Below are 24,618 nucleotides of genomic sequence, written 5' to 3'. Positions count from 1 at the left end.
GCTTTATTCCGATACTTGGAGTTGAACACCTGCCAACTCGTTGAATGTCCAAATATCTTATTTGATTGTTTTTAGATGAAATAGATATCAAATTGACTTTAACTATTGCAGTTTTCGGACATATACTGAGGTCGGTTTAATTCTCTAGGCAATAAAACAATGGATAAACTCGAGGCAATGAATGTCTTTGTCACCATAGTGGAACGTGGCAGTTTGAGCGCAGCGGCAGAGCACCTTGATCTCTCACGAACCAAGGTCACTCGTTATTTGGGTGAGTTAGAAGCATGGATGGACACACGCTTGCTTCACAGAACAACACGAAGCTTGAGTTTAACCAGCGCAGGTAAAGAAACACTTGAGGTCGCCAGAGAACTTTTGGCACTGGAAACATCCCTAGCTGGGATCAGAAACCAAAACCGAGAGCATTTAAAAGGTCAGCTGCGTATTACTGCGAGCTACTCGATTGTCGATAGCTTCTTGATGGAATCAATTAGTCGCTTCATCGCCAAATGGCCAGAGGTTTCTATCGACATTATCTCGACTGATCAGACCGTCAACCTGGTTGAGTCACGCATCGATTTGGCCATTCGCATAACCAACGAACTGACGCCCAATATTGTCGCGAAGCAGATCGGTGAATGCCGCTCCGTGATTTGCGCATCGCCTCAATATCTAAAAGAGAAAGGCACACCCACAGAAGCCCAAGATCTAGCGCACCACAACTGTTTATCGTTCAGTTACTTTGGCAAAACCGCTTGGACGTTCAATGGCCCCAATGGGCTCGAATCGGTTCCGATTAAAGGGAATATCAGTGCAAACACCTCAGAGGTTCTGCTTTCTGCCACACTCAAAGGCAACGGTATCTGTTTACTGCCCTTCCCTTCAGTGGAAACCTTGATGCGTGATGGTCTATTAGTGCCACTGCTTTCTGAATGGCAACCTAAAACGCTCGGTGTTCATGCTATTTATGGAACGCGTAAACAAGTCACACCGCTGTTAAGAGCCTTTATCGACCATTTATCTGACGAGATGGAACAATCGACAAGTTGGTAGAAGTACGATGCCATCACTAAGGAGGAAAACTTGCCATTAGTAAAACTGATGCAGAATTAAAATCATTAATTTTACTTAACTGCAGTTGCTTCTATCGCGACTGCATACATCATCAATTAGCTTATTCACGCAGGGAAACTGACTATGGCTGCCATTACCGACCTAGACCTTCTACTGAAATCCATGTCACCAGAATTAATCGACGGGAGCTATGTTTTTTGTACTGTAGGCGGGGGATTGGCAGACTATATTCAGCTCAATCCAATCTCGACTTTTCGTGAGAAAGAAGGTTTAACACTGGTTCTGAAAGAAGAAGTTGCGACCAAAGCTCAGCTAAACTTCGACGGTGTATTTAGCCTTATCACTTTATCGGTACATTCGAGCCTTGAAGCGGTTGGATTAACGGCGGCGTTTGCGACAAAGCTTGGCTCTTACGGCATTAGCGCTAACGTGGTTGCGGGCTACTATCACGACCACATCTTCGTTCAAAAAGACAAAGCAGAAGCTGCAATGAGTGCGCTGAAAGAGTTTTCAGAAGTAGATTAGTAAAGAATTCGATTACTCACAAATACAAAAAAAGCGACGTAATCTACGTCGCTTTGGCTTATTGCTTAACGTGCACTCACTGATCAGGCATCAGTGAGCGAACCAGTTAAGCAAGCTTAAAAGTCGCCACTTTGTCACTTAAGCCAGCGGCTTGGCTCTTAAGTTCGTTCGACTCAGTTAAGCTGTCCTGTGCGCCCACAACTAAGTGGTCGGTAACATCTTTAATGGTCGTCACGTTCTGGGTAATTTCACCCGTCACATGTGTTTGCTCTTCAGCAGCCGTCGCGATTTGAGTCGCCATATCGCTGATCAAAGCAACTGCAGTATTGATCTCTTCAAGCGCATGCGAAGCTCGATCGGCATCTTCTACTGAATGTATTGCCAACTTAGAACTGCTCTCCATCAGCTCAACCGCCTGAGCTGTCGTGCGTTGCAGGATATCAATCGTTGATTTGATCTCTTCTGTTGAAGAGTGAGTGCGCTGCGAAAGCACACGTACTTCATCAGCAACCACAGCAAAGCCACGACCTTGTTCACCAGCACGAGCCGCTTCAATCGCAGCATTCAAAGCAAGTAAGTTGGTTTGCTCTGCAATGCCTTGAATCGTTGCGAGTACAGTCGAGATCTCTTGAGCATGCTTGTTAAGTTCGCTAATCACATTACCTGCTTCGTTCACTTCATTGGCTAGGTTATTGATAGAACCTTTAGTGTCGACGACCAGAGCGTGACCACTGTTAGTGCTTGTCGCTGAGTCTTGTGCCGCTTTTGCTGTTTGCTCGGCATGCGATGCAATCTCTTGAGTTGCACAGACCATTTCCGTTACAGCCGTTGCCACCATTGTGATTTCTTGCTGTTGATGGTTAAGCTCATCCACAGAACGGTTCGCACGTTGAGTACTTTGCTCTGACTGGCTGTTTAGCTGTTCTGACTGCCCACGGATATGGCCAATCAACTGCTGTAAGCTTCCAACAAAGGTATTGAAGTTATGAGCCAACTCGCCCACTTCATCTTGGTTTTCAACATGAATGCGTTGAGTTAAATCACCACTACCATTCGCGATTTGCGCCAGTGCTTGAGAAACGTGGTTCAACGGGCGGAATAGAATAGTACACAAAAGGTTAAACAGTATGGTACATACGATCACCACAAGTAGCGTCACCAACACTTGACCAATCACTGCATCAAATAGTGGCGCAACCAGAGAGTCATGGTTAACAACGCTCACAGTAATCAGGCTCGTTCCATCAATCGCACGTGCGTACAGAACATAGTCGCTGCCATTCAACTCGATAGAAGTGTCTTTACCGCTAGTCAGCGCCTTTTGTACGTCCGCAAAATCTAACCCAAGTGAGCTGATGTTTTTGTTCAGTAACTTAGTGTCAGGGTGCGTATAAACCGTGCCCTTATTGGTCGCGATGAACATGTAACCTTCACCTGGAAGAATCACCTGCTCTAGACTGTTTAAGATGTCTGTAATTTCTACATCAGCACCCAACACAACCTGTTGCCCATGCAGTTGCATTGCTGTTCCTAATGAAACAACGTTCGCCCCAGTTGCTGCAGCAACCGTTGGGTTATCCATGAACACCTTGCTTGGGTTCGCAACCGCATTGGTGTACCAACCCCATACGCGTGGATCATCATTGCCCGGTGGCAACACAACACCGTTCGCGTTCTTTTGCGAACCATCAGGAAATGCCAAGAAGACATTATCAAAAGAGGCTGAGTCACGAACCTGTTTTAGATGAGTCACCAAGCTTTCTTGTTTGGACTCTTTCGAAAGAGAAGTAAGCGCACGCTCTTTGGATAAGATCCAATCCGATACATATTGATTGTACGAAGCCGATGCGCCCTCTAAGCGCTGTTCAACTTCAATATCCAACCTTTGCAGTGAAGCACGAAAAGACAATGCCTCGACCAAAATCCCCCCCAGGATAATGGCCATACTGGCTGAAATCGCCAGCTTATTTTTAAGCGAGAGTTTCTTGAACATAGGAAACCTATAATTTGGAAGTAATAAACCGTGGCGAACAAATTGATTGCCAAAGCGGTTTGCAAGCGGGATATATTTTACGCTTTAAAATAAATTAAGAAACCGATTAGGAACTGAAATATTGATATATGTGAGTAAGTGCACGCATCGTAAACCATTGATTTAGAGAATGGTAAACTCTAAATTTTGAATTAATGTGCTAAACATGGTCAGCTGATGAGTGTCTCTGTTTGAGAATAATAACGGCACAGATCGCGCCATGCCGTTAGCTCATTAGGAAGGTATTGAAATGAGTTGAACGTCTGAATAGAAACAGGTTGCGAACTAAATAGTCAAAAGTTGATCAACCAAAGTCCAACGTTAACAGCAATCGTGTTTCGTCAGATGAAGTGACTGGTGAACGGTGAACAAGGCCTCTATTCTCATTGCCACTCCAACGCTCCCCTTTTAATAACGCAACATCACCACTGGCCATTTTCTGGATGTCAGATTCGTCGTTGTACAGGCCTGAAACAGAATCAGGCTGTCCGTTAGCCCCTAGCCCTAGCTTAGAACGGTCGACTAAGTCGTTTGGTAACCATTGAGTCGCAACACCATGATAAGTTGTCACCAAGCGGCAAGGCACTTGATCAAAATGGAAACGTGGGCACATCGCTTGATTCAGAACGGCTAAACGCAACCCGACTTCTTCAAGCTCAAACAAACAACAGAACATATCCACCAGCTCTGCCATGTTTTCTAACAGCGCTTTAGAGGCGGTGCCATCGGTGGCAAATTCCAACTTATCGAAAGCATTTTCAGGTGACACGCTAACAGACTTACTAAAGTTTGGATTCAAGGCGATAAATTCACTAATTGCCGTCGTTAAGCCTTCATCAAACTGTCGCTGCCATACCGCTATATTAATATCACTTTGGTAGATATCCGCTAATACCGTTGGCTGCTCAGAAGCACTCAAGCTTGGCTTGTGATTTGCCTTATCCTGAATACTCACAGCTGAACTAATGTTGAGTGGCTGGCTGCTATTGGTAGCCAAAGGCTTGGTTAACACGGCATTCATTACGTCGTCTCCTTGAGACATGCTCATCGCTTCCCTTTTACCAACAGAATAATTATTCTTGGCAAGAGTAATTATTCTTGGCAAGAGTAATTTTGGTTATGTTATAACATAACCAAAATTAAACAAGTCACTTCGTCGATCATGATTCCAGTAATACAGCGACGCTCTTCTTTTCCTGCGGTAATTTTTCGAATGCTGAACTAAGCTTCTCTCAATCACTCTTTCCAAAAAGTCATTTTAAAAACGTACGACTCAAGAACGTAAACCTGTGAATTCATCAATCTGGTGACAACTTATGAAAAAACTAATCTCTACATTCGGCCTCCTATGCACCGCTATCTCCGCTCAATCTTTCGCGGAGTCGGGCTACACATTAGATCCGAAGTTATCGAACATCACATTCGCGACCATTAAAAAGCAGTTTATTGTCGAGCCCGCATCCATCAAACCTATGTCTGGAGGGCTTACCGAAGAGGGTCAGTTTTCAATAGTATTGGACTTGAAAAGCGTGAGCACCGGAGTCGCTATTCGTGACCAGAGACTGAATGAACTCTACTTTGAATCGATGACTTTTCCTGAAGTGAAGATCTCTGGGAAGGTTGAACCGTCGATGCTATCTGGTGATCCAAAAAGAACAACAGTAGCAGCGGAAGTTACTTTACACGGCGTAACCAAAACGATCGACTTCCCAGTTGTGGTGGTTCCATCCTCAGGGTTTGTCATGGTTAGCTCAGCTTCGACAATCATCGTCAATGGAGCTGATTTTGGGATATCTACAGAGAATCTAAACAAACTTTCAGCGACCGTGGGTGGATTAGCGATTTCCGACCAAATCCCTTTGAGCTTTAACCTACTTTTCGACCAATAATGGGCTTATAACTCTTCCTTTCTGTTCTGCCTCATTTCACATTCATCAATCGTTTAAGAGCGGTGAATGTGAGTGAGAGTACGCGACAACGCAATAAACTGAATTAGGTTTGAATAAACTAAACCAAAATTTCCACTCGATTTCCCCAAGTCGGCCAGATAAACATCCCTCACAAAGTATTAAATTGAGCGTTATATAGGCTCAGAGATGTCGTTGATGTCACATGTCGTTACACAGCATGACGCCTTAAGGCTTTACATCTTGGGCGAGGTAAACAACAATCCCTGAGAACAAATCCATAACATAATGTATTTAGAAATTATGAGTAACACAGAAAACAAAAAATCGAGTCCTCTTTTCGAAGTCGTGTTTAACGTCTTTCTTCCTTCATTCATTTTAATGAAGTTCAGTGGAGATGAGCATCTCGGAACAGGCTTAGCTTTGCTTGTTGCCCTTGCCTTCCCTATTGCTTATGGTGGCATGGAGTTAATCCGCAATAAGAAGTTCAACTTCATCGCTGCGCTCGGCTTTGTAAGCGTGCTATTGACGGGCGGTATTGGTTTCTTTGAGCTAGACACTCGTTGGTTAGCACTAAAAGAAGCATTAATCCCTGGTCTAATTGGTTTGGCGGTTCTTGGCTCAACCTTCACCCGCTACCCGTTTATCCAGAAAGTTATCTTCACACCGGCCCTGTTAAATATCTCTCTTATTGAAGAGCGCCTAAAGCAGTTCGGTAACCAAGCAAAGTTTGATCGTTGTCTAATGACATCCAACTACCTATTCGCGAGTACTTTCGCATTTTCTTCAGCTATGAACTACTTCCTAGCGACTTGGATTGTGACTAGCCCTGCTGGCACCGCTGCCTTTAATGAAGAACTTGGCAAGCTGACACTTTACAGCTACCCAGCAATCGCCATCCCAAGCATGCTGATGATGTTAGGTATTTTCTACTACATTTGGCGTCAAGTTCGCACGATGACATCACTAGAAACAGAACAAATTTTTATTACTAAATAGTTCTGAATTAACAAATCGCTCTGACAGCACAACATGAAGCCCAGCAATTAAGCTGGGCTTCTTTGTTTTTACTCTTTCGTTATCAACGTGATAGATGACAGCTTCGATTTGGATTATGAATCGAACGGGCAACCCTAATGCTCTTTTCTCAAGTAAATTTGGGCAACATGTCTATAAACCAATAATAATCAATGAATTGCATTGATTGAACCGACAGATGCTTTTATAGTCAATTCTGTTGGTTACTTTACAAAGCTCTACCCGCTCACTGACATTATTTCAATTGCTGTTGATAAGATCGCATAAGCTAGGTGCTAAAGGTAGACGCCAGCCGTACTCAATAAGGAATATAGATAATGAACAAATCTCAATTAGTTGAACACATCGCGACTTCTGCAGACATCTCAAAAGACCAAGCAGGCACAGCACTAAATGCGCTAGTTGAAGGTATCTCTACTTCGCTTGCGAACGGTGATGACGTATCGATCCTTGGATTTGGTAGCTTTAAAGTTAACTCTCGAGCTGCTCGCACTGGTCGTAACCCGCGAACCGGAGAAGAGATTCAGATTGCCCCATCAAAGACGCCAGCATTTAAAGCGGGCAAGGCACTAAAAGAGACGTGCAACCTGTAACACAAAAAACACAAGGAAGATTACGATGACGACTAAGGAAAAAGCGAAAACGAGCCGAAGCAAAAAAGCAGGCAAGTCGACTAAAGCGCAAGCCGAAACGCCTAAGACTCGTCAACGCATTGAAGAGCTTCTCGAAGAGCGTGAACTGGCTAAACTGTTAGAACTTTAGTTTATATAAGAACTAAAGTTTAGGTTTAAGCAAGGTGATAGTTTGTTATCGTTCTAATGCCACTGCAGATTTGTAGTGGCATTTTTGATTTAGGAGCAAGCGCCTCTAATAAATAACATTGATACCCCTCCCCACTAAAGCGACAAACACATCTGTCCAAAATATGAACGCTAAGTAACTGATTGAGTTACATAGCTATACATATCCATACTTACCCAAATCACCTTTTTCACTATCATCATTTTCTTGTTATTGGTGAGATTATTGGAAGGGTTCATGACACGACTATGTTCGAGCAATCCTTCTTCTTTGAGGTGATTATGAATGTCGTTCGCATGGGGATTGAAGCAAATACCCATAAAAATAAGGGTAAGTACAAAGCGATAGTTAAGTTTACTATTCGAGCCCTGTTTTATTATTCAGCTACTCGAAAAATGAGTAATAATTTCAACTCTGAAGAGAGAAAGTTATTATTTATCAAGCAACCCAACTTCCTTTCTAAATTTGTGACTCCCTACTTATGTACTGGCTTTAGCAATAAAGAAAAGATCGATATCTTATCCAAACACTACGACTGGTTTGAAAACACCTTCGCAACAGAAGCTAGACACCAAATCTATAACGAAAGGCTCAATCTTTTAAAACTTGAGATAGATGACAACGTTTATCTGGTTAATCTCAGCTTCGAAAGAAACGCGAGAAAAGAAGGTGAACTGACAATTTCATTGACCAACTCTCAACTCGAAAAAATGTATACCATTTCGTTTACTGTTTTCGACAACAACATCTACATCGGCGGTATACAGGGTGGCGCCAATGACAATGGATTTAGCCGCACATTCACCAAAGCTTTTTACGGTTTAAGACCTAAATCCTTCATGGTAGAAACACTACGACTGCTCGCTATTAACTTGGGTATCGACAATATCTATGCGGTAAAAGAGTCTGGTCATGTCTCGAACTCATTACGCTACGGTAAGAAAAACAAAGACATCAGCCTTAAATACGACAGTCTGTGGGAAGAGCACGATGGACAGGTGTATGATAACTATTTCTATCGTCTCCCGACAAACCCGAACAGGAAAGATCTTGAAGCTCTAAAACGTCAAAAGCGTAAGTTGTATCGCGAGCGTTATGCCTGGCTAGATCTGTATGAACAAGATCTGAAGAACGTAATCAGTCAGCACATCCATGATCCTGTTCATTATGCTCATGACAGTTAATTTGGCTAACCTGTACTCGACTCGCTAACGCGTATTACCTTTACTAGCGTGCTTTAGTCTAATCACAGCCCTTGGACCAAACGCTCAATCCCGAGGTGATAGCTTCAAAATAAATATTAGACAATGCTAATTTACATCTTTATAGTATCTAGGTATTTCGAAAACTACTCAATCGCCGGCGACCAGCCAGTACTGATCATTAAGAAGATACAAGCTCTATGCTCGGCAATTTGTATAGTTAAACTTAGAGACAGTAATAGGTAAACGTATGACTAAAATTGTAATCATCGGTGGCGTAGCTGGAGGTGCATCCGCCGCCGCGCGGGCTCGTCGCTTGAATGAAGATGCCGAAATCATCATGTTCGAAAGAGGAAGTTTCGTCTCGTTCGCCAATTGCGGCTTGCCATACCACATAGGTGGCGACATTAAGGACAGAAGCAAGCTCCTCCTGCAAACTCCGGAAAGCTTCTTAGCTCGATTTAACGTTGATGTTCGTGTGATGAACGAAGTCATCTCCATTGATCGACACAACAAGCAGGTTACTGTTAAGAACCTATTGGATAATAGCGAGTATACTGAAAGCTACGACTTCTTGCTCCTTAGCCCAGGCGCAGGTCCTATCGTACCGCCAATCCCTGGTATTGATAACCCACTAACCCATTCGCTACGTAACATTCCAGACATGGATCGTATCATTCAAACGATCCAGATGAACAAGCCAGAACACGCAACGGTTGTCGGTGGTGGATTCATCGGTCTAGAAATGATGGAAGCCTTCCACCAATTGGGAATTAAAACCACGCTAATTGAGATGGCAGATCAGGTGATGACACCTGTCGACCGTGAAATGGCTGGTTTTGCTCACGCTGAAATTCGCGAGAAAGGTATTGACCTTAAACTAGGCGTTGCTCTTCAAGCGATCGAGTACATGCCGAATGAGCAGATAGCCAGCATCGGCTCTGGTGAAGATACTGAACATCAGCATATTGAAGGTGAACTAAATCTTACTCTCAGCAATGGTGAATCGCTAACCACTGATATCTTAATCATGGCTATCGGTGTGCGCCCTGAGACTAAGTTGGCCAAAGAAGCAGGACTTCAAATTGGTGAACTAGGTGGTATCTACACCAATGAAATGATGCAGACCAGCGATTCTAGCATCTACGCTGTGGGTGATGCGGTGGAAGAAAAAGACTTTGTAACAGGTGCACAAACTCTAGTTCCGCTTGCTGGCCCTGCTAACCGTCAAGGTCGTATGGCTGCCGACAATATGCTTGGACGCAGTGAAACCTATCAAGGTACACAAGGCACGGCTATCTGTAAGATTTTTGACCTCGCCGTTGCCTCAACAGGGAAAAATGAAAAACAGTTGAAGCGCGAATGCGTAGACTATGAAAAAGTCTATGTGCATACCGCAAGCCACGCTAGCTACTATCCTGGCGCTGAGATTGTCTCGTTCAAGATGTTGTTCGATCCAAAAACAGGCAAAATCTTTGGTGCGCAAGCAGTGGGCAAAGATGGTGTCGATAAACGAATTGATGTGATGGCTGTTGCCCAACGTGCAGGCATGACTGTAGAGCAGCTTCAACACCTTGAGCTCACTTACGCGCCGCCGTATGGCAGTGCCAAAGATGTGATCAACCAAGCCGCATTTGTTGCCAACAATATTATTAAAGGTGACGCGACACCTATTCATTTCGATGAGATTGCAACATTAAGCGACAACCAACTCCTACTCGATGTTCGTAACCCTAGCGAACTAGAAAATGGTGGCTTTATTGAAGGCGCAATCAACATTCCTGTCGACCAACTGCGTGATCGAATGAGTGAGCTCCCAGCAGACAAAGAGATTGTAATCTACTGCCAAGTCGGGTTACGTGGTAACGTGGCTTATCGCCAACTCGTCAACAACGGCTTTAAAGCACGCAACTTAATCGGTGGTTATAGAACACTCATGTATGCAAAAGCTTAAGGATTAATACTTAGTCGCCGGTAATGGTGCGCGGACACTTACGGGCTAGTTGCTAGTTGCTGAGAGAAAGTCGCTCATAAATAGATGCGAGTAGTTAATAGTAAACATTGAAAAACCGAGCTTGGCATTTAAGTAAGTGCCAAGCTCTTTTATTATTCGTAGGAGTCAATAAAAGCTTGCAGTGCTCGCTGATCGACAATTTCTAACCCTTGATCTCCTTTTCTGATGAAACCCTTGTCTAATAGGTCTTTAACCGCTCTTCGATACACTCTGCTCGATGTACCAAATCGTTCTGCTTCTTGATTCACTTTATCGAAACCGCCTAACACAGTGTTAGTCTCGCTTTGAACCAATAAATCATACGCAATATTGTAGGTAATTGAGTGTAAAAGACGGTTAGTGTAAATACCCATAGAGTCTTGATAATCTTCCGCCAATGCAGAGGCAAAGAAGAACATCATCCCCGGATTTTCAAGTAGTGCTTCTGCTAATCTCTGAATGCAAATAACATCAACTTGCATGTGTTCATCAGCCACTACGTTCCACTGACAAGGGGTCTGCGTGAAAAACTCCATCTCACCGAAGATATGATAATCACAATTCACTTCGCCCAATTGAAAGCGTCGCCCATTAGCCGCCGAAATACTCATAGAGACTCTTCCAGCGGGCACTACATAAAGATACTGAAGCTGCTCACCTTGACGTAGGATTTCATCATTTTGATTGAAGTAACGAGAGTTAACTTGGTGTTGGTAGATGAGATCTCTAAATTCAGAGCTTTTTTGTTCTAAGTAGTTTTTAAAGCGTCCGCTTGAGTATGGTGCAATCTTCATACTTACTCTCTCACTGCATTACTGCTGTTTATATTCAAACGATTGTAACCACTTAAACCACAGGAGAGAACCCAATAAAAAAGCGACGGTCTCCCATCGCTTTCGTCTTGCATTTATTCAGGCTCTTATTGAGTAATTAATGCTTCCAGTGCCGCTAATGACGCTAGCCGCTCTCCTTGCATCATTACCTCTGCCTCATCGACATATTGCCCAACGCCCTCCTTTACATCTTGTTCGTACAAGACAACATTGTTCAAGATAGAAGCGACATTAAGCCCTCTCAAGCGTCCAACGGTAAACAACGCGGATGTTTCCATGTCTGCACCTAAAATGCTTTTGCCATTCCAGTACTGACAAAGCGCCTGTTCATCATCGGTATAAAAGCTATCGTGTGAGCGCACTGTTCCTAAATAGTAAGGTGTTGACTGCTGCTGCAAGAACCCATCTAGCTCTTTGAGCAGGGAGAAGCTTGCATAAGCGGGATACGACGGTTTAACGTAAGCCGCAGATCCCCCCTCATCACGAACCGCGCCCTCTGCAATAATTAGCTCACCAAGCCCGATATGTGACTGCATTGCGCCTGCAGACCCTACTCTGATGATATGAGTCACACCACAAAACTTAAGCTCTTCTACCGCAATGATCATTGAAGGTGCACCAATGCCCGTGCTGCAAACCGATATCGCTTTACCTTGATATTGACCAGTGAAGATTCGATATTCACGGTTTTCAGAGACCAGTTCAGCATGTTCAAGCAAGTTAGCGATTCGATTCGCTCTATCTGGCTCACCACAAACAATAACTAACGGAGCAATTTGCGTTTCATCAACGCAGATATGAGGTTGCTTTGCCATCTTCACTCCTAAGAAGCCGTTGCTTGAGTTAACGATTTATCACTGTTTCGTTTAGCTGTGCGTGCCCACTCACGAGTACCGTTTGCCGCAATAAACATTAAGATTGCGTATTGAACAGACATTGCGTACACACCCTGCGTCGCATAAATACCAACGCTGATAATGTTAATCACAATCCACAGTATCCAGTTTTCAACATACTTACGAGTCATAAGAACTTGAGCAACAATAGATAGAATGGTCATCGTGGCATCCCAGAATGGGAACGCATCAGGTTCAAGTACTGGTTCCGTTAAATCAGCACCAAATAGATTCAAGCTATCAACCGCGATGTTTGCCAACGCAAAGAAGAATGGGTCGATATACATTGTGAGCAGTGCAATCGAAATCGCACAGGCTGCAGCCGTTGCCACCAGCTTATTTTGGCTCAACCAGCGAACTTCTAGCGTTTCACCTTGCTCATTAGGGCGTGTCCATGCGTACCAGCCGTAAATGTTGGCGCAGAAGAAAAAGAGTTGAAGCAGTAACAGTCCGTATAACTGAATTTGGAAAAAGATAACCGCAAATAAGGTGACATTCAGTAACCCGAACAGGTAATTAATGGTTTTTTCTTGGCTTGCAAACCAAATACACAGCAACCCAAATACGGTGCCGAATGCTTCAATCCAGCTCATCGCGTAGCCATCCCCTATTGGGATATTGACTAAGGTATTATTGATATCAAGTAGGGCGAATAGATCCATCGGGGTGTCCTTTATTATTTGATTTTTGTAGCACCTATCTTATTGCGCCGATAGAAACAAAGAGGAGGACATTTGTCCCCCCCTAGATTGCATGCGATCATAAATCAGAATAATAATTCCGGAAAATCAAATTCACAGAAAGGTGTCATCGACCTCACAACAGTCTTGAACTCGAAACTCCAACAGCAGAACAAATCACTTCCAAAAACGAAACTTTAGCTTACTGGCTTTAAGCTGATGTCGCGTTGACGGGCGCTCTTGAGAAGCGCATGCTTTTATTTCGAGCAGAATCGTTTTTGGCCGTGTAATCGCCAACATAACTCATTCTGTGCAACGTACTCAATTGAATGGCAGGTCACATGAATAAGATTGTTATGTTAGTAATGGGGCTGTTTTTTACCAGTCGATTGTTTGCCAGTATTGTGCCGCATGTTGGCCAGCTTGAACATGATGCGCCCATTCTCCTTCGCTCTGCATTGATTGTGGGCGTTGCGGCTTATGTCGTTTGGACAGCGTTCAAATATTTCAAAAAGAACAAAGCCTCTGGTTCAGAACAACTCTAAGGATAGGCATTAGAAATGCCTGATAGTCAGCAGTTAAACTCGGTTACTTATCTGCAAAATAGTCGACCAAGATTTTACGCCACTTTCGTGACTCACGAATCTTCAACAGGGCGCGGTTAATCTCTTCTTCGTACACGTTATTTTCAGTGACTATGAAACCGTAGTTGGACTTTTATAACTGATAAAACAACACCGCTATACCAAGCTTAAGTTTGATAGCTAGAAACTGACATAAACTGACTTTGTGCCGACGAACATAACTTTCCGCACTGAGTAATTTGGCTTTCTAGGAAGTAGATATTACGTCTACTTTTCACCCACTGGGCACGAACTTCCAGTTCTTGACCAATCAAAATCGGATGATGAAAACGAGAGGTTAAACTCACCGTCATCGCCTTGATATCATTCTGAAATAGACAATGCAACATCGCGCTGTCATGCAGTGTAGTGACAATGCCACCTTGCATGATGCCATCGTAGCCCTCAGCTTTATCTGTTGGTACAATCTTGGCTCTGGTTTTATATTTAGCTACTGCCTCATGCTTAGTTAAAGTGTCATGCTCGCCAATAGCTTCAAAACAAATGGCGCTGTCGTTGAAAAAACCTTGGCTGCACACTTGGCAACGCCGATGATTGTGTGGAATGAAAACCTTCATACTTACCTTTACCCATAGATTGCTAGAGATTGATATGGCTCGACCAAAAAAACATCGCCAGTTGTGTACCCGTACGGCTTACTCTTGTTTTAAGCCCAATGGTGTTCCTATGGACGAGCTTCATAAAGAAGAATTGCTATTGGAAGAGCTCGAAGCCTTGCGCTTGGCTGATCAAGAAGGCCTGAGCCAGCTTGAAGCCGCTGAACAAATGCAGGTGTCTCGCCAAACGTTCGGCAACATTATCAAGCGTGCACGAGCTAAAGTCGCCAAGTGCATCGTCAATGGTCACGCGTTGGTGATTCAAAGTAGTTAATTAACGTGTTAGCCAGAAGTTATTTAACTCAGTGAGCGAGAACTCTGATGCTTACTTCGATACTTAGCTTGATGGCTCAGTAATCTGATATAACTTTCGGCTTTGCCCTTCACACACATCCTTGCAATTGCATTCTCGCTCAATGTCTAACTGTGCGAGTCCTCCACAACTACCTTTGATTGGCTTGCGCGAAAAAATCACGCCTATCGCCATCAATGTAACGACTCCGACAAACCCCAATAGCGTCAACAAAAAGGTCATTGTCGGAACCCTCGAATAGCACCTAGCTGATTAGGCTGTACCATTAGAATCGAAGCTTGTTTTTTGTGCCCGTTTTCGCCGCACGTTTTATTGCCACACCCACTATTTCTCGGCTCGCGACCATAATCGAGATCGGTCACTTCCCGTAGATTGTCGAAATCCAAAGCCCCGATTTCTGCCTTACCTGTCGATGCCAAGACTCGAATATCGTTATTGAACAAGTGCGCCAGCATCTTCTTACCAATATAACGAACCACCACAGATTTCACATCGTAAGAACGGAGAACCGAAATCCATTGCTTCTTTTTATTGCAAGAGGTGTCGGAGTCAATCAAAGGAACAATCTGTTTTATCTGTCGTTGTTCATCGACAATCGCGATCTGTGGGGAACGAGCAAAGTGGTTGCCAACATGAAGGTCGCGACAAGGTACTGCGTATAACATAGTAACTTCCTGTTATTGATGATCAGGAGTTCAGCATACGCCCCATTATTGGCATATGCCAATAATTATCATGTGAAAAATAAGATTTACTGGATCGATAACTAAGATCACAAGCACCCAAACTTAGCGTCATCTTCAGCCTATCTCAGTTACCTTTCAAATAACCATATATACTAGGGGGTAGTATTTTTACTTGGGGTATTTTTTGCGTTGTTAATGCCTGTTATCAAGAGCCAAGCTCAAACCCATTACAAAAAGGCCTCGCACAACCGAGAGCTTAATCGACTATTCAACGTCACACACTAGTCTGAATAATGTCGAATTAGGGATCAATCAAAGATGTTTATAGGAAAAATAGGTTGGATTGAAAATCAAGAATTGCAGTCGGCTTCAATGTAAACAAGCTTATAATTTGAAGTGAACAACGCATCGAGTTGTTATAATATAACATCACACTAAATTACCATCATTTCTCATGAAACAGCCATTTATTCTAATCGATGTCATCAATCGCCTCTCCACACGCTATGTAAGCCGTTTCTCGACATGCTTTCGCTCTCTCAAGGGCTTGACTGTTGGCCTAGCATTATTGTGTTTTGCGCCAAATCTATATGCCCACCCTCACTCTTGGATAGAGATGAAAACTCATATTGAGGGAGAGAATGGCATGATCACCGGTCTCTCTATGGAGTGGTCTTTTGATGCAATGACCTCGATGTACATGTTGGATGGAGAAGACGTCTCTGCCGATACAGAAACTGAAACATTCAAAAAGCTCGCTGCGTCTGTAATCGAAAACATGATGTACGAGCACTACTTCACGTACTTTTATGATGGTGAAGAGCCCATCAAATATCAGGTGGTTGAGAACGCAAAGTTTGAGCGTGATAAAGCCAAGATGGTTCTAACATTTGACCTACCACTTTCTAAACCTAAGCCTGTGACACGAAACTCGCTTCGCGTATTGATTTTTGACCCTAGTTACTTTGTCGACATGTCGTGGCTATCCAACAGCGACGTGACATTGTCACCTGAACTAGCAAGACAATGCCATTTAGAATTAATCGAGCCTAACCCGACGCCAGAGCAAATGAGTTATGTAATGTCTTTACCTGTCGATGCAGATCCAGATAACACGCTAGGCCAACTGTTTACACAATCGGTTGAGCTTCATTGTGCGGCGGTTCCCGCTTCTTAGTCGCAGTGGTTCGTTTCAGCCTTTAAGTCAGCGTCTAGCTGATTAAGCATGGCAACTAATTAACAGAAAGATTTCAGATATAGGTTCTTGTTAAATGAAGAAAAATCAATCCAAAATCAATCACTACCTCATTGGTGCTGGCGCGTTCGTGCTTATTGCTATTGGTGCGTATCAACTGTGGTCCATGTGGCCATCGTTAGTTATCTCTAGCATTCAATGGCAAAGAGAAGTCAATTCAGAACTTGCAGACCTGCTCTATGAAGCTAAATCCAACCCTTGGGGCGCAGGCAGTTACCTTATCGGGTTCAGCTTTATCTATGGCATGCTTCATTCTTTGGGGCCTGGGCACGGCAAAGTTATCGTGTCGACTTACTTAGCGACTCACCCAACCAAAGCCAAGGCGAGTTTAGTGCTTACGGTCGTCTCCGCTTTTTTACAAGCATTGGTCGCAATCTTACTAGTAAGCGTGTTGCTGTGGGGCTTTAGTGCTTCCATGCGAGTAGTGAATGACAAAGCGAATATGTTTGTTTCATTAAGCTTTGCCTTAGTCGCGGTCGTCGGCGCACTTATATGTTGGAAGGCTTTGAAAAACATCTACACCGCTATGCGTAAGCCTAAGCTGAAAGTGAAAGCCATCACTACACTCGCAACAGACACAGCTGCGACAATTTCAGCGCGTTCGCCAATGGCACTTCGTTCATCAATATCAGCCCCTTCTCCGATAATCGACGCTACTAGCACAATGCAAGCCGCAGCTAACACTCATGCAGATCATTCTCATGCCGACTGTGGGTGCGGCCACCAGCATGTAGCCGATGCAGACGCAATCAACAAAGCCTCAACGCTCCGAGAATATGCTGGAATTATAGTGACGATTGGCGTAAGACCGTGCACCGGAGCCATCATGGTACTGCTTTTCGCAAACATGGTTGGCCTATATTGGATGGGTGTTGTCAGTGCTTTTGCCATGGCGATTGGTACTGCTTTCACAACCTCGACGATTGCTATAATGACACTAACAGGCAAGAACTTGGTAAAACGCTATTTGGCAGCAGGTAACAAGAATAACAGTGCTTCACTAAAAGCCGCAGGTCATTATTTACAGCTATTCGGTGGTGTTTTACTTGTCTTAATTGGCTTGTTGCTAATGAGTGGACAAGACAGCGGTATGTCGCCTGTTTTCACTATGTAGCGAACGATGTAATAACAAACCTCAGTTTATTGCGACCTTTACCATTTTTACTAAAAAACACTAGCCCTTATCTCTCAAATCTGAATTAACAGCCACATAATTTCTACTAACCTAACTTTGCACAGCCAGTTAGGTTAGTAGTCAGCCATTCAGAACAGCGCGCTCTATGTAGTTCTGTAACAAACCTACATCCAACTTTGATTTTCCCATTCTTAGCTACTCTTTCATAAACTAACTTAGATTGTTCTAACAATATTAGAGCACTATCCCCCTCCTTTTGAAAATAAGGACATAACTTCCGCAATCCAGAAACTACGATCGCACTCTTCCTATTTTGAAAAAAAATAGAGCAGCAGTTTTATCAATTGAGTAACAAGCCGAAATTATACCCAATAAATTTCACATCAAACTCCAAGCCTTTACCTTACAACTACAGATAGAGCTTTCTTCAACCAAATTCTTGGATAACCTATACTCAAAGGTAAACAAATGAAACTATACATTCCGAGCGCCACGCTCAGTGTTTTGTTACTTTCTCCGAGTTTCGCGAGTGCCGAAGATATACCTGATTCACACGAATTGCGTAATTTCTCGATGCGTTCACAAAGCTCTGGGATAGCCCCACCGCAAGAAGTACTCGGCGTTTATGTTGTCAATTCTGGTCCTGGTCTGGATACCGGTTGTACCTATGCTTCTGGCGGACCTCTACTTATCTCTTTACCTGTTCCTATGGTTGTCAGCCCCAACGTTTTACAAAGTGACGGGAGAATTGCCCCAAGTAAACTGGGCGATATGCAGCAAAAAGGCGTTCTCGGTTCTAACGCAAGGATTAGCATGCCGGTCTTCGACATAGACTCCAATGCCAACGTCAGTAATATTGCTCCAGAAATAGATATCGTATCTTTTAACGGAAAGTCTTTAGGTACGCTGCAAGGCGCTGATAACCGTTGGACGGATACTAACCTTCAAGTCGATATCAGTGATGTCAAGTTCGGCCAAAACAATGAGATTCGCGTCGATATTGATACTGGCAATACGGGAGACAACTGGTGTATGTTTGTCGATTGGGTCTCAATCGAGTTTGATGTTGCCATTCCTGTGATTCTTGCTCATGGCATTGCTGCACAATCAGACACTTGGGATGATGATACGGCTCCAGGCGTGCTTTCTACACTTGATGACTATGGCATTCGTTATACTCGTTTCTCTGCTGACAAAAATGGAACCACAGCGACTAACGCTAATATCTTGAACAACAAAATTCAGGGTTTTCTCGATGAGTTGAAATCCGACAAAGTTCACGTCATTGCACACAGTAAAGGCGGGCTAGATACCCAAAACCTCAAAGCACTTAGCCCTTCCTTTGAGATAACCTCCCTTTCTACTTTCTCCACACCTCACCTTGGTAGCGTCGCAGCAGATTTGTCGGTGATAAAAATGGACCACTACGCCGATATCTACAGTAACGTCAGTACCGATCCAAATAATTACGCTGGCAAGTACATGCAACTCCCAAATATTCCGTTTGCGGGGCCTAAAATGCCTGGTATCCGTGATCTAACAACGGATACAGCATCAAACGCGATCCAAATGCGTACTCGCGGCAATATTGCAAATACATTTTCTATTGGGGCAAATGCCGATCTCAACCAAGACGGTGTTATTGAGAAAGATCCTGATATCGTTGGCCTATTCCCATGGGGATCGCGTTGGGCAGGCGTTACCGCTTGGCAGGCGCTAAGAAGCTTTAGTTCTGCGGCCTACCTCGATACTCAAACTCAATCGGTCACAATGCCAAGTGTGCATGGACCACAAGCTCATCCAATCACCATAGTCAGTTACCAAGCCATTCAAACAGTACCGCAAGAAAATGATGTTGTTGTGACCTTGGCAAGCGCTAACCCAAGTTATACCAATGCATTGGGTAACGTATTGGCTAACCACTCAACAATGAAAACGGGACAAAACGTTGAACGTTTTCTACAACAAATTATTTCAATGCGCTAAGGAGTGGCCACAATGAAATTCATCAAGCAATTAGTGATGGTGTTCAGTCTTTTCTGTACCTTCATCACACCGGCTATCGCCAGTAATGCAATACCCGTTGGGATGAGTACAAGCACGACACTATCTCAACCAGTGACTAGTAACGATAACGAAGTCACAATGCTATTTACCATCGACAAAGCGGAAGCCCTAAAAGCAGAAATCATCGTGCCGTTGGATGATGCAACCGTATATTTAGTCAAGCCTAACGGGCAAGTCGCAACATCATCCAATGATGTGCAAGCGAACATACTTTCAGGTGACACACAAAGTCCGCCGCTACCGGGCAGCTATTTATTTTTGCCTGAAGTAACTAACCCTGAACCTGGCGAATGGAAGATCGTCGTTGATTTTCCAAACCCAAGTTACAACACAGTAATTATTGCTCAGGTTGCGATCCAATCCCCTATTGCGTTTGGCATGGCGATAGCTGCAAACCAATTTGTGGTCGGTGAACCAGTTCCCGTTTCTGCATTACTGACAAACAAAGGGAATCCAATCACAGGTGCCCAAACCAGCGCAGTGATCATTGATGAAGCTGGAATAAAAACACGCCTGACGCTTAAAGATGAGGGTGTCAATTTCGATGCTATTGCTAAAGATGGTGTCTACAGCAATATTTTCGTTCCACCCGCTGAAGGGGATTATCTAATTGAAGGCATAACATCTTTTGAAGAATATGGAACAACTATCACTCGCCAGACAAGTAAAAAAATCCACGTACTACCCTCTGACATTGAATTTGTCAGCCTCTCACTCGCTCCACTGTTTTCCTCTGAAGGCTGTGTTATTGCCTTAGAGCAGCGCTTGGAACTTGATGTTAAATCCGCGGGGGATTTTGCCATTCATGGTTACCTCACCGATGGAATTGACGAGCTGAACACAAGCAAACGTCTGCAACTCAAACCTGCGAAGCAAATCGTCACTCTACAGTACTCAACTGAAGATATTTTTGGCGCGTTTGATTCAGCGTCTACTTTGACCTCCAACCCGACGATCATCTACGCAATCACTCAAGATGACATACGAATTTCAGCCCCTCGAATTCAGTTTGAAGAATTTATTGATTTAGCATCTTTTGAGCGTTGCCGCGAACCGATTGAAGTCACGGGGAGTTTAGTCACCACACCGACTATGTCGCAAGATGGAACCTACATTGATTCGCTGAGTTTTGAGTTTCCTATCCATGTTACGCGCAGTGGAACTTACACAGGTTCGGTAAATATCGTTGGTGCAGCCGGAGAGTATTTAGAGCTAGTGAGTTTCCAAGAACCGCTTGAGGCTGGCGAAAACACCATCAAGTTTACCGTTCCTGGTGACACGTTTAAGCAAGCCGATGGTCCTTATGAACTGAACGCACTGCTAATCTACAGTGGCGTTGACTCCTATCGACAAGGAGTTCTCGGTCAAACTCCACCATACCAAGCCTCTGATTTCAGTCCGCCAGTGAATGTGACCCTCCCCTCTAACCTATTCGGTTTGGAAAGAGAAAACTGGCAAGCAACCCCGGCAACACAAGTCACGCAACATCGTGTCGGTGGTTACTTGAGAGCGGGGGCTTCAATCCCATACGACTACGAAACACTAGCGAGTTTTGACTTAAGTGAGGTTCGAGGGAAAATCAAACAGGCTACGCTTATTGTTGACTTCGGAGATTCAACCCTTCAATTTCCATTCAACAATGTGACTGCGCATATCGTTAATCAAACTTGGTCTCCAAACACACTGGATTACGACACGTTCTGTGAGTCTTTTACAATATGTGCAGCATGGAGTAATCCACTCACTACATTCAACAACGTAGAAGCAGGTCAAACGCTTAGGTTTACCAACTCTAAACTATTAGAAGCATTAAATGAGAAGAGAGTGTCTGGGTTGAACAAACTAGATATTGCTCTTACCTCTTCTCCCTATGAAAGAAGTTTCTTCATTAACGTTAAGCAGGTGTCATTATTCATCGAGTACTGATCCTAAAACTGAAATAGAATAAGGCCATGCCCAAGGTATCGCTTTGGGTATGGCCTCTCAGAGTGAACGGTGATGAACTTTGCAAGCTTCATATATTTATTCTGTTAGAGCACCCTCAACAGCAGTGATAAAGCACACTAATCACTATAGACTCCATCAACCAACAAAATGAGATCGAAGTTTTATCCAAAAATGCCAGTAGTCCCAACAACCGGGTGACTCCACAGGTCTATCCATCCCATCACCAATTTTTTAGGTGACTTTAAAGATGCCCCTACACTAGTCTGATAGCTAAAGTTAGAATAGACCCGTTAAGTATCATCGATTTACAAAACAGAGCCAAAATATCTAAATAAAAACAGTGAGAAGCGATACAATAATCAAGTTGCAAAATTGCAGCGTGGGACACCTGCCCACTGACAGCCCATTCACAGAGAACCATAAAGTAGCCTCACATGTCTAAAGAACCCGGTTTCACTACAGAATACAAACTCGACAAGACGTTTTTCGCGGAGTGTTATGATCAAACTAGCCTTCCGACTCAATTTCCAAAAGCCTACTTAAAAGGAATACTGTTTCTTATTTTTGGTGTGGTTCTGCTGGAGTTTGAACTATTACCTAACGGCTATGTTGGCTGGTTCTTTATTGTTTTGAGTGTGATTGAAGCATTCAGTGTGTACTGCAAAAGAACCTGGTGGTTATGGCGACAAAAAATCAGCTCAGGCGCAGGCAGCAAAATTGTCTTTCAAGGTGACGCTAACGGAGTAAGTTACAAAAACCACAAAGCGACCAACACCATCGCGTGGAGTGACATCGACCAACTTGAGCAGACCGATCTTGGTTTTATCCTGCATATCGGTAAACAGCGCCAATATGTGAGTAAATCTTGTTTAAACGATGAAGCTATTGCCTTCATGATTGAACACCACGCCGCATCAAAAGCGAAATAACACCAATAAATGCCTGCTGATTTAGCAGGCATTTTTCTATCACTTTTAATTCTACGTATCGAATTACCGGACAATAACAATGAATACCGTGTACCAAATCAGTGATTGCCACCTTTCCGATGAATCCAGCTATGAGAACCTGCGCAGAGCACTGGAATACGTCAACAAAAACACGGCATGCAAGACCATCTTTCTGACTGGTGATATTTGTTGTAACCCAAAGTCTGGCGACTACGTTCGATTAGAGGCATTCATTAGGCAACACATTAGCGACCAATCCATTTACGTGATTGCGGGTAATCATGATGACTCTCGCTTAATGCGCACAGAGCTAAAAGGCTCGACGATTTATGTCACCGACAAAGCCACCATCGGTGAACGAGAGTTTGTGTTCCTAGACTCAAGCTTCAAGCCGCTAGACAGCCGCCACCCACTTGGTTCAGGGCGTATTGATAACCGCGGCATGGCTCAGCTAAAACAACAATTGAGAAAGGCCAATGATCCTATCGTGGTTGTTCACCACCCTGTCATTCCAGTCGGTGCAGATTGGATGAAAGCGATCCGCCTAGAGAACGATACTGATGTGATGAAAGTGCTTCGAAAATATCGCGTTCGTGACGTGTTCTGCGGTCATGGCCATGATGAAATAACAGCGACACAGCAAGGCATAACTCAATATATGGCCCCGTCGACAGCCTATGGCTTTGACCACTCGATCAATGAATACAATCGCAGCGAGAAGATAGGATTAAGTCGAATCTCGTTCTGTACTGATTCCATCAACTACCAAGCTGTCTATTTTTGAACCCTATCTTACTGTCTTAAACCTCATAGATTAGCTTTCAAATAAACCAAACTATATAGAGCTATGCCAATAGAAGAGGCTTGCGGCGATTCAATTTATCAATCTGTGATTGAAGCCCACAACCCAACTTCCACAACGGGTCAACGTTCAGTAGAAGAAATTACCTGGTTAGCACTGATGACTGTAAAACAAATGCACGATTTAGTTCGGCGCAATCTCGAAAACGAAGAGCTCGAAAACTAAAAGTTTGAAAAAGAATTATCTAGAAAACAGAAAGCTTGAAAGCTGAATACGTAGGATTATCGCCCCACTCTCACAAGTGACCAGAGCCTTGCAAACGTTATTACCCTAAGGTTTGCTAGCAAGGTCTTTGTGATTGATAATAAAAGCAATATAGGCGCAAGTTAGCGCTTTTTTATCACCTAGGTTTATATTGAGGCTATATGGAAATCAAAGTACTAAAAAGCTTTGTGGCTGTCGCGACACATTGCAGTTTTTCAAAAGCTGCAAAAGAGTTAAATACCGTTCAACCTGCCATTAGCCGCCATATCACAAGCCTTGAACACGAACTTGGAGTGAGCCTATTTTTCCGTACATCTCGCGAAGTCGTCATTAGCGCCGCAGGGCAGCACTTACTTAAAGATGCGATTAGACTCATCGAACAAACGGAACAAGCAAAACAGTCCGCAATTCGAGCTTCTTCTGGTTGTATTGGTACTTTAACTATTGGTTATCTTGGAGGCGCAACTCTGAGCTTTTTGCCTCGTTTAGTTCGACAGTATATTGCTGAAAACCCCAATATTGATGTTGATCTTGTTGAGATGACGGCTTCTGAACAGATCGAAGCTCTGGACAAACGAGAGATCGATATTAGCTTCTCTCGCCCACTGCCGAACCTGCTTGTTGATGATTACACCTCGGTGACGATTTATACAGATAAGCTTGTTGCTGTTTTGCCCGTCACCCACGAGTTGGCTAAATACACCACCATTCAAATGAAACAACTGCAGCAAGACCCTTTCATCTTATTTGAACGTGAACAAGCGGTAGGATTATTTGACTCCATCATTACTCAATGTGACCTATCTGGATTCTCTCCAAATATAAAAAAACAACCCAACAACATGCAAACCGTGTTAACCCAAGTCTCTTCTGGCTTAGGTGTATCTATCGCACCGCATGCAATTCGTGATTTACGCAGTGAGGGATGTGTATTTGTTAATCTTGAATCTGTGGACGTACAAAGGCTTTGTTTCCTAA

General features: G+C 43.7%; 26 protein-coding genes and 1 pseudogene. 18 read left to right on the top strand and 9 right to left on the bottom strand.

Features of this window, described 5'->3' with window-relative positions; all coding sequences use genetic code 11:
* Positions 1 to 159: 159 nt before the first annotated feature.
* Both AB4507_RS11995 and AB4507_RS11990 read left to right on the top strand, forming a co-directional pair.
* Positions 160 to 1,053 (top strand): LysR family transcriptional regulator, encoded by an 894-nt coding sequence (locus AB4507_RS11995; protein WP_017069834.1) that lies wholly within the window; start codon positions 160 to 162, stop codon positions 1,051 to 1,053.
* Between the two features lie 144 nt (positions 1,054 to 1,197).
* Positions 1,198 to 1,599 carry an ACT domain-containing protein gene (locus AB4507_RS11990; RefSeq protein WP_372182739.1) on the top strand — a complete coding sequence of 134 codons (402 nt, stop codon included), beginning with the start codon at positions 1,198 to 1,200 and terminating at the stop codon, positions 1,597 to 1,599.
* A gap of 106 nt (positions 1,600 to 1,705) precedes the next feature.
* On the opposite strand, the gene AB4507_RS11985 is transcribed toward AB4507_RS11990, so the two are convergent.
* Entirely contained in the window at positions 1,706 to 3,592 is a 1,887-nt protein-coding gene (locus AB4507_RS11985) for a methyl-accepting chemotaxis protein (protein WP_372182738.1), read from the bottom strand.
* A 343-nt stretch (positions 3,593 to 3,935) separates the two neighbouring features.
* Positions 3,936 to 4,652 (bottom strand): DUF1826 domain-containing protein, encoded by a 717-nt coding sequence (locus AB4507_RS11980; RefSeq protein ID WP_017069837.1) that lies wholly within the window; start codon positions 4,650 to 4,652, stop codon positions 3,936 to 3,938.
* A gap of 295 nt (positions 4,653 to 4,947) precedes the next feature.
* Between AB4507_RS11980 and AB4507_RS11975 the strand changes: the two genes are divergently transcribed.
* From AB4507_RS11975 to AB4507_RS11950, 6 genes are all read left to right on the top strand, one after another.
* Positions 4,948 to 5,520 carry a YceI family protein gene (locus AB4507_RS11975; RefSeq protein WP_372083620.1) on the top strand — a complete coding sequence of 191 codons (573 nt, stop codon included), beginning with the start codon at positions 4,948 to 4,950 and terminating at the stop codon, positions 5,518 to 5,520.
* Positions 5,521 to 5,841: 321 nt separating this feature from the next.
* Entirely contained in the window at positions 5,842 to 6,537 is a 696-nt protein-coding gene (locus AB4507_RS11970) for a VC0807 family protein (protein ID WP_017059114.1), read from the top strand.
* Positions 6,538 to 6,893: 356 nt separating this feature from the next.
* A complete protein-coding gene (locus AB4507_RS11965) occupies positions 6,894 to 7,169 on the top strand; it encodes an HU family DNA-binding protein (RefSeq protein WP_065584244.1) in 276 nt (91 codons plus the stop codon).
* A gap of 25 nt (positions 7,170 to 7,194) precedes the next feature.
* Entirely contained in the window at positions 7,195 to 7,338 is a 144-nt protein-coding gene (locus AB4507_RS11960) for a hypothetical protein (RefSeq protein WP_017059112.1), read from the top strand.
* A 320-nt stretch (positions 7,339 to 7,658) separates the two neighbouring features.
* Complete coding sequence (locus AB4507_RS11955) at positions 7,659 to 8,561, top strand: VirK/YbjX family protein (protein WP_372182749.1); 903 nt, start codon at positions 7,659 to 7,661, stop codon at positions 8,559 to 8,561.
* 268 nt (positions 8,562 to 8,829) lie between these two features.
* Entirely contained in the window at positions 8,830 to 10,533 is a 1,704-nt protein-coding gene (locus AB4507_RS11950) for an FAD-dependent oxidoreductase (RefSeq protein WP_372052225.1), read from the top strand.
* A 152-nt stretch (positions 10,534 to 10,685) separates the two neighbouring features.
* On the opposite strand, the gene AB4507_RS11945 is transcribed toward AB4507_RS11950, so the two are convergent.
* From AB4507_RS11945 to pnuC, 3 genes are all read right to left on the bottom strand, one after another.
* Positions 10,686 to 11,366 (bottom strand): Crp/Fnr family transcriptional regulator, encoded by a 681-nt coding sequence (locus AB4507_RS11945; RefSeq protein ID WP_017067876.1) that lies wholly within the window; start codon positions 11,364 to 11,366, stop codon positions 10,686 to 10,688.
* A 125-nt stretch (positions 11,367 to 11,491) separates the two neighbouring features.
* A complete protein-coding gene (locus AB4507_RS11940) occupies positions 11,492 to 12,220 on the bottom strand; it encodes a nucleoside phosphorylase (RefSeq protein WP_372182736.1) in 729 nt (242 codons plus the stop codon).
* 8 nt (positions 12,221 to 12,228) lie between these two features.
* Positions 12,229 to 12,963: a nicotinamide riboside transporter PnuC gene (gene pnuC / locus AB4507_RS11935; RefSeq protein WP_004734818.1), complete on the bottom strand. Its 735-nt coding sequence runs from the start codon at positions 12,961 to 12,963 to the stop codon at positions 12,229 to 12,231.
* Positions 12,964 to 13,322: 359 nt separating this feature from the next.
* On the opposite strand from pnuC, the gene AB4507_RS11930 reads away from it, so the two are divergent.
* Positions 13,323 to 13,526, top strand: a complete 204-nt coding sequence (locus AB4507_RS11930) for a hypothetical protein (RefSeq protein ID WP_004734817.1) — start codon at positions 13,323 to 13,325, stop codon at positions 13,524 to 13,526.
* Between the two features lie 43 nt (positions 13,527 to 13,569).
* On the opposite strand, the pseudogene AB4507_RS11925 reads toward AB4507_RS11930, so the two are convergent.
* Both AB4507_RS11925 and AB4507_RS11920 read right to left on the bottom strand, forming a co-directional pair.
* Positions 13,570 to 13,698 (bottom strand): annotated as a pseudogene (locus AB4507_RS11925) (ABC transporter substrate-binding protein); the annotation flags it as partial.
* Positions 13,699 to 13,732: 34 nt separating this feature from the next.
* On the bottom strand, positions 13,733 to 14,182 hold the full coding sequence (locus tag AB4507_RS11920; RefSeq protein WP_017065470.1) for a PaaI family thioesterase: 450 nt from the start codon (positions 14,180 to 14,182) through the stop codon (positions 13,733 to 13,735).
* Between the two features lie 34 nt (positions 14,183 to 14,216).
* On the opposite strand from AB4507_RS11920, the gene AB4507_RS11915 reads away from it, so the two are divergent.
* Complete coding sequence (locus AB4507_RS11915) at positions 14,217 to 14,495, top strand: DUF134 domain-containing protein (RefSeq protein ID WP_029235478.1); 279 nt, start codon at positions 14,217 to 14,219, stop codon at positions 14,493 to 14,495.
* Between the two features lie 63 nt (positions 14,496 to 14,558).
* Here AB4507_RS11915 and nqrM read toward each other — a convergent pair whose 3' ends face one another.
* Entirely contained in the window at positions 14,559 to 14,756 is a 198-nt protein-coding gene (nqrM, locus tag AB4507_RS11910; RefSeq protein ID WP_009846971.1) for a (Na+)-NQR maturation NqrM, read from the bottom strand.
* Entirely contained in the window at positions 14,753 to 15,199 is a 447-nt protein-coding gene (locus tag AB4507_RS11905; protein WP_017059102.1) for a NifB/NifX family molybdenum-iron cluster-binding protein, read from the bottom strand. The genes nqrM and AB4507_RS11905 overlap by 4 nt, the downstream gene beginning before the upstream one ends.
* 475 nt (positions 15,200 to 15,674) lie before the next feature.
* Between AB4507_RS11905 and AB4507_RS11900 the strand changes: the two genes are divergently transcribed.
* The 8 genes from AB4507_RS11900 to AB4507_RS11865 all read left to right on the top strand — a co-directional run.
* Entirely contained in the window at positions 15,675 to 16,397 is a 723-nt protein-coding gene (locus AB4507_RS11900; RefSeq protein WP_372182735.1) for a DUF1007 family protein, read from the top strand.
* A 94-nt stretch (positions 16,398 to 16,491) separates the two neighbouring features.
* Complete coding sequence (locus AB4507_RS11895) at positions 16,492 to 17,589, top strand: nickel/cobalt transporter (protein WP_017067870.1); 1,098 nt, start codon at positions 16,492 to 16,494, stop codon at positions 17,587 to 17,589.
* A 489-nt stretch (positions 17,590 to 18,078) separates the two neighbouring features.
* Positions 18,079 to 19,596 carry an esterase/lipase family protein gene (locus AB4507_RS11890; protein WP_372182733.1) on the top strand — a complete coding sequence of 506 codons (1,518 nt, stop codon included), beginning with the start codon at positions 18,079 to 18,081 and terminating at the stop codon, positions 19,594 to 19,596.
* Positions 19,597 to 19,608: 12 nt separating this feature from the next.
* On the top strand, positions 19,609 to 21,603 hold the full coding sequence (locus AB4507_RS11885; RefSeq protein ID WP_050645342.1) for a choice-of-anchor X domain-containing protein: 1,995 nt from the start codon (positions 19,609 to 19,611) through the stop codon (positions 21,601 to 21,603).
* 455 nt (positions 21,604 to 22,058) lie between these two features.
* On the top strand, positions 22,059 to 22,553 hold the full coding sequence (locus AB4507_RS11880; RefSeq protein ID WP_017059097.1) for a YcxB family protein: 495 nt from the start codon (positions 22,059 to 22,061) through the stop codon (positions 22,551 to 22,553).
* 79 nt (positions 22,554 to 22,632) lie between these two features.
* Positions 22,633 to 23,358, top strand: coding sequence for a metallophosphoesterase (locus AB4507_RS11875; protein WP_372104631.1), 726 nt, complete (start codon positions 22,633 to 22,635; stop codon positions 23,356 to 23,358).
* A gap of 63 nt (positions 23,359 to 23,421) precedes the next feature.
* Positions 23,422 to 23,601, top strand: a complete 180-nt coding sequence (locus tag AB4507_RS11870) for a hypothetical protein (protein ID WP_017059095.1) — start codon at positions 23,422 to 23,424, stop codon at positions 23,599 to 23,601.
* Positions 23,602 to 23,801: 200 nt separating this feature from the next.
* Positions 23,802 to 24,618: LysR substrate-binding domain-containing protein (locus AB4507_RS11865; protein WP_372129143.1), on the top strand; the 817-nt coding region annotated here is incomplete at its 3' end.

The organism is Vibrio sp. 10N.222.54.A3, assembly GCF_041474095.1.
Taxonomy (GTDB): Bacteria; Pseudomonadota; Gammaproteobacteria; order Enterobacterales; family Vibrionaceae; genus Vibrio; species Vibrio crassostreae_C.
This window is presented reverse-complemented; position numbering and strand designations above follow the sequence as displayed.

What these genes read in the sequence shown, in the direction of transcription:
- AB4507_RS11995 (WP_017069834.1), top strand. Translation starts at nt 160, where the DNA reads ATGGATAAACTCGAGGCAATGAATGTCTTTGTCACCATAGTGGAACGT.
- AB4507_RS11990 (WP_372182739.1), top strand. Translation starts at nt 1,198, where the DNA reads ATGGCTGCCATTACCGACCTAGACCTTCTACTGAAATCCATGTCACCA.
- AB4507_RS11985 (WP_372182738.1), bottom strand. Translation starts at nt 3,592, where the DNA reads ATGTTCAAGAAACTCTCGCTTAAAAATAAGCTGGCGATTTCAGCCAGT.
- AB4507_RS11980 (WP_017069837.1), bottom strand. Translation starts at nt 4,652, where the DNA reads ATGAATGCCGTGTTAACCAAGCCTTTGGCTACCAATAGCAGCCAGCCA.
- AB4507_RS11975 (WP_372083620.1), top strand. Translation starts at nt 4,948, where the DNA reads ATGAAAAAACTAATCTCTACATTCGGCCTCCTATGCACCGCTATCTCC.
- AB4507_RS11970 (WP_017059114.1), top strand. Translation starts at nt 5,842, where the DNA reads ATGAGTAACACAGAAAACAAAAAATCGAGTCCTCTTTTCGAAGTCGTG.
- AB4507_RS11965 (WP_065584244.1), top strand. Translation starts at nt 6,894, where the DNA reads ATGAACAAATCTCAATTAGTTGAACACATCGCGACTTCTGCAGACATC.
- AB4507_RS11960 (WP_017059112.1), top strand. Translation starts at nt 7,195, where the DNA reads ATGACGACTAAGGAAAAAGCGAAAACGAGCCGAAGCAAAAAAGCAGGC.
- AB4507_RS11955 (WP_372182749.1), top strand. Translation starts at nt 7,659, where the DNA reads ATGAATGTCGTTCGCATGGGGATTGAAGCAAATACCCATAAAAATAAG.
- AB4507_RS11950 (WP_372052225.1), top strand. Translation starts at nt 8,830, where the DNA reads ATGACTAAAATTGTAATCATCGGTGGCGTAGCTGGAGGTGCATCCGCC.
- AB4507_RS11945 (WP_017067876.1), bottom strand. Translation starts at nt 11,366, where the DNA reads ATGAAGATTGCACCATACTCAAGCGGACGCTTTAAAAACTACTTAGAA.
- AB4507_RS11940 (WP_372182736.1), bottom strand. Translation starts at nt 12,220, where the DNA reads ATGGCAAAGCAACCTCATATCTGCGTTGATGAAACGCAAATTGCTCCG.
- pnuC (WP_004734818.1), bottom strand. Translation starts at nt 12,963, where the DNA reads ATGGATCTATTCGCCCTACTTGATATCAATAATACCTTAGTCAATATC.
- AB4507_RS11930 (WP_004734817.1), top strand. Translation starts at nt 13,323, where the DNA reads ATGAATAAGATTGTTATGTTAGTAATGGGGCTGTTTTTTACCAGTCGA.
- AB4507_RS11920 (WP_017065470.1), bottom strand. Translation starts at nt 14,182, where the DNA reads ATGAAGGTTTTCATTCCACACAATCATCGGCGTTGCCAAGTGTGCAGC.
- AB4507_RS11915 (WP_029235478.1), top strand. Translation starts at nt 14,217, where the DNA reads ATGGCTCGACCAAAAAAACATCGCCAGTTGTGTACCCGTACGGCTTAC.
- nqrM (WP_009846971.1), bottom strand. Translation starts at nt 14,756, where the DNA reads ATGACCTTTTTGTTGACGCTATTGGGGTTTGTCGGAGTCGTTACATTG.
- AB4507_RS11905 (WP_017059102.1), bottom strand. Translation starts at nt 15,199, where the DNA reads ATGTTATACGCAGTACCTTGTCGCGACCTTCATGTTGGCAACCACTTT.
- AB4507_RS11900 (WP_372182735.1), top strand. Translation starts at nt 15,675, where the DNA reads ATGAAACAGCCATTTATTCTAATCGATGTCATCAATCGCCTCTCCACA.
- AB4507_RS11895 (WP_017067870.1), top strand. Translation starts at nt 16,492, where the DNA reads ATGAAGAAAAATCAATCCAAAATCAATCACTACCTCATTGGTGCTGGC.
- AB4507_RS11890 (WP_372182733.1), top strand. Translation starts at nt 18,079, where the DNA reads ATGAAACTATACATTCCGAGCGCCACGCTCAGTGTTTTGTTACTTTCT.
- AB4507_RS11885 (WP_050645342.1), top strand. Translation starts at nt 19,609, where the DNA reads ATGAAATTCATCAAGCAATTAGTGATGGTGTTCAGTCTTTTCTGTACC.
- AB4507_RS11880 (WP_017059097.1), top strand. Translation starts at nt 22,059, where the DNA reads ATGTCTAAAGAACCCGGTTTCACTACAGAATACAAACTCGACAAGACG.
- AB4507_RS11875 (WP_372104631.1), top strand. Translation starts at nt 22,633, where the DNA reads ATGAATACCGTGTACCAAATCAGTGATTGCCACCTTTCCGATGAATCC.
- AB4507_RS11870 (WP_017059095.1), top strand. Translation starts at nt 23,422, where the DNA reads ATGCCAATAGAAGAGGCTTGCGGCGATTCAATTTATCAATCTGTGATT.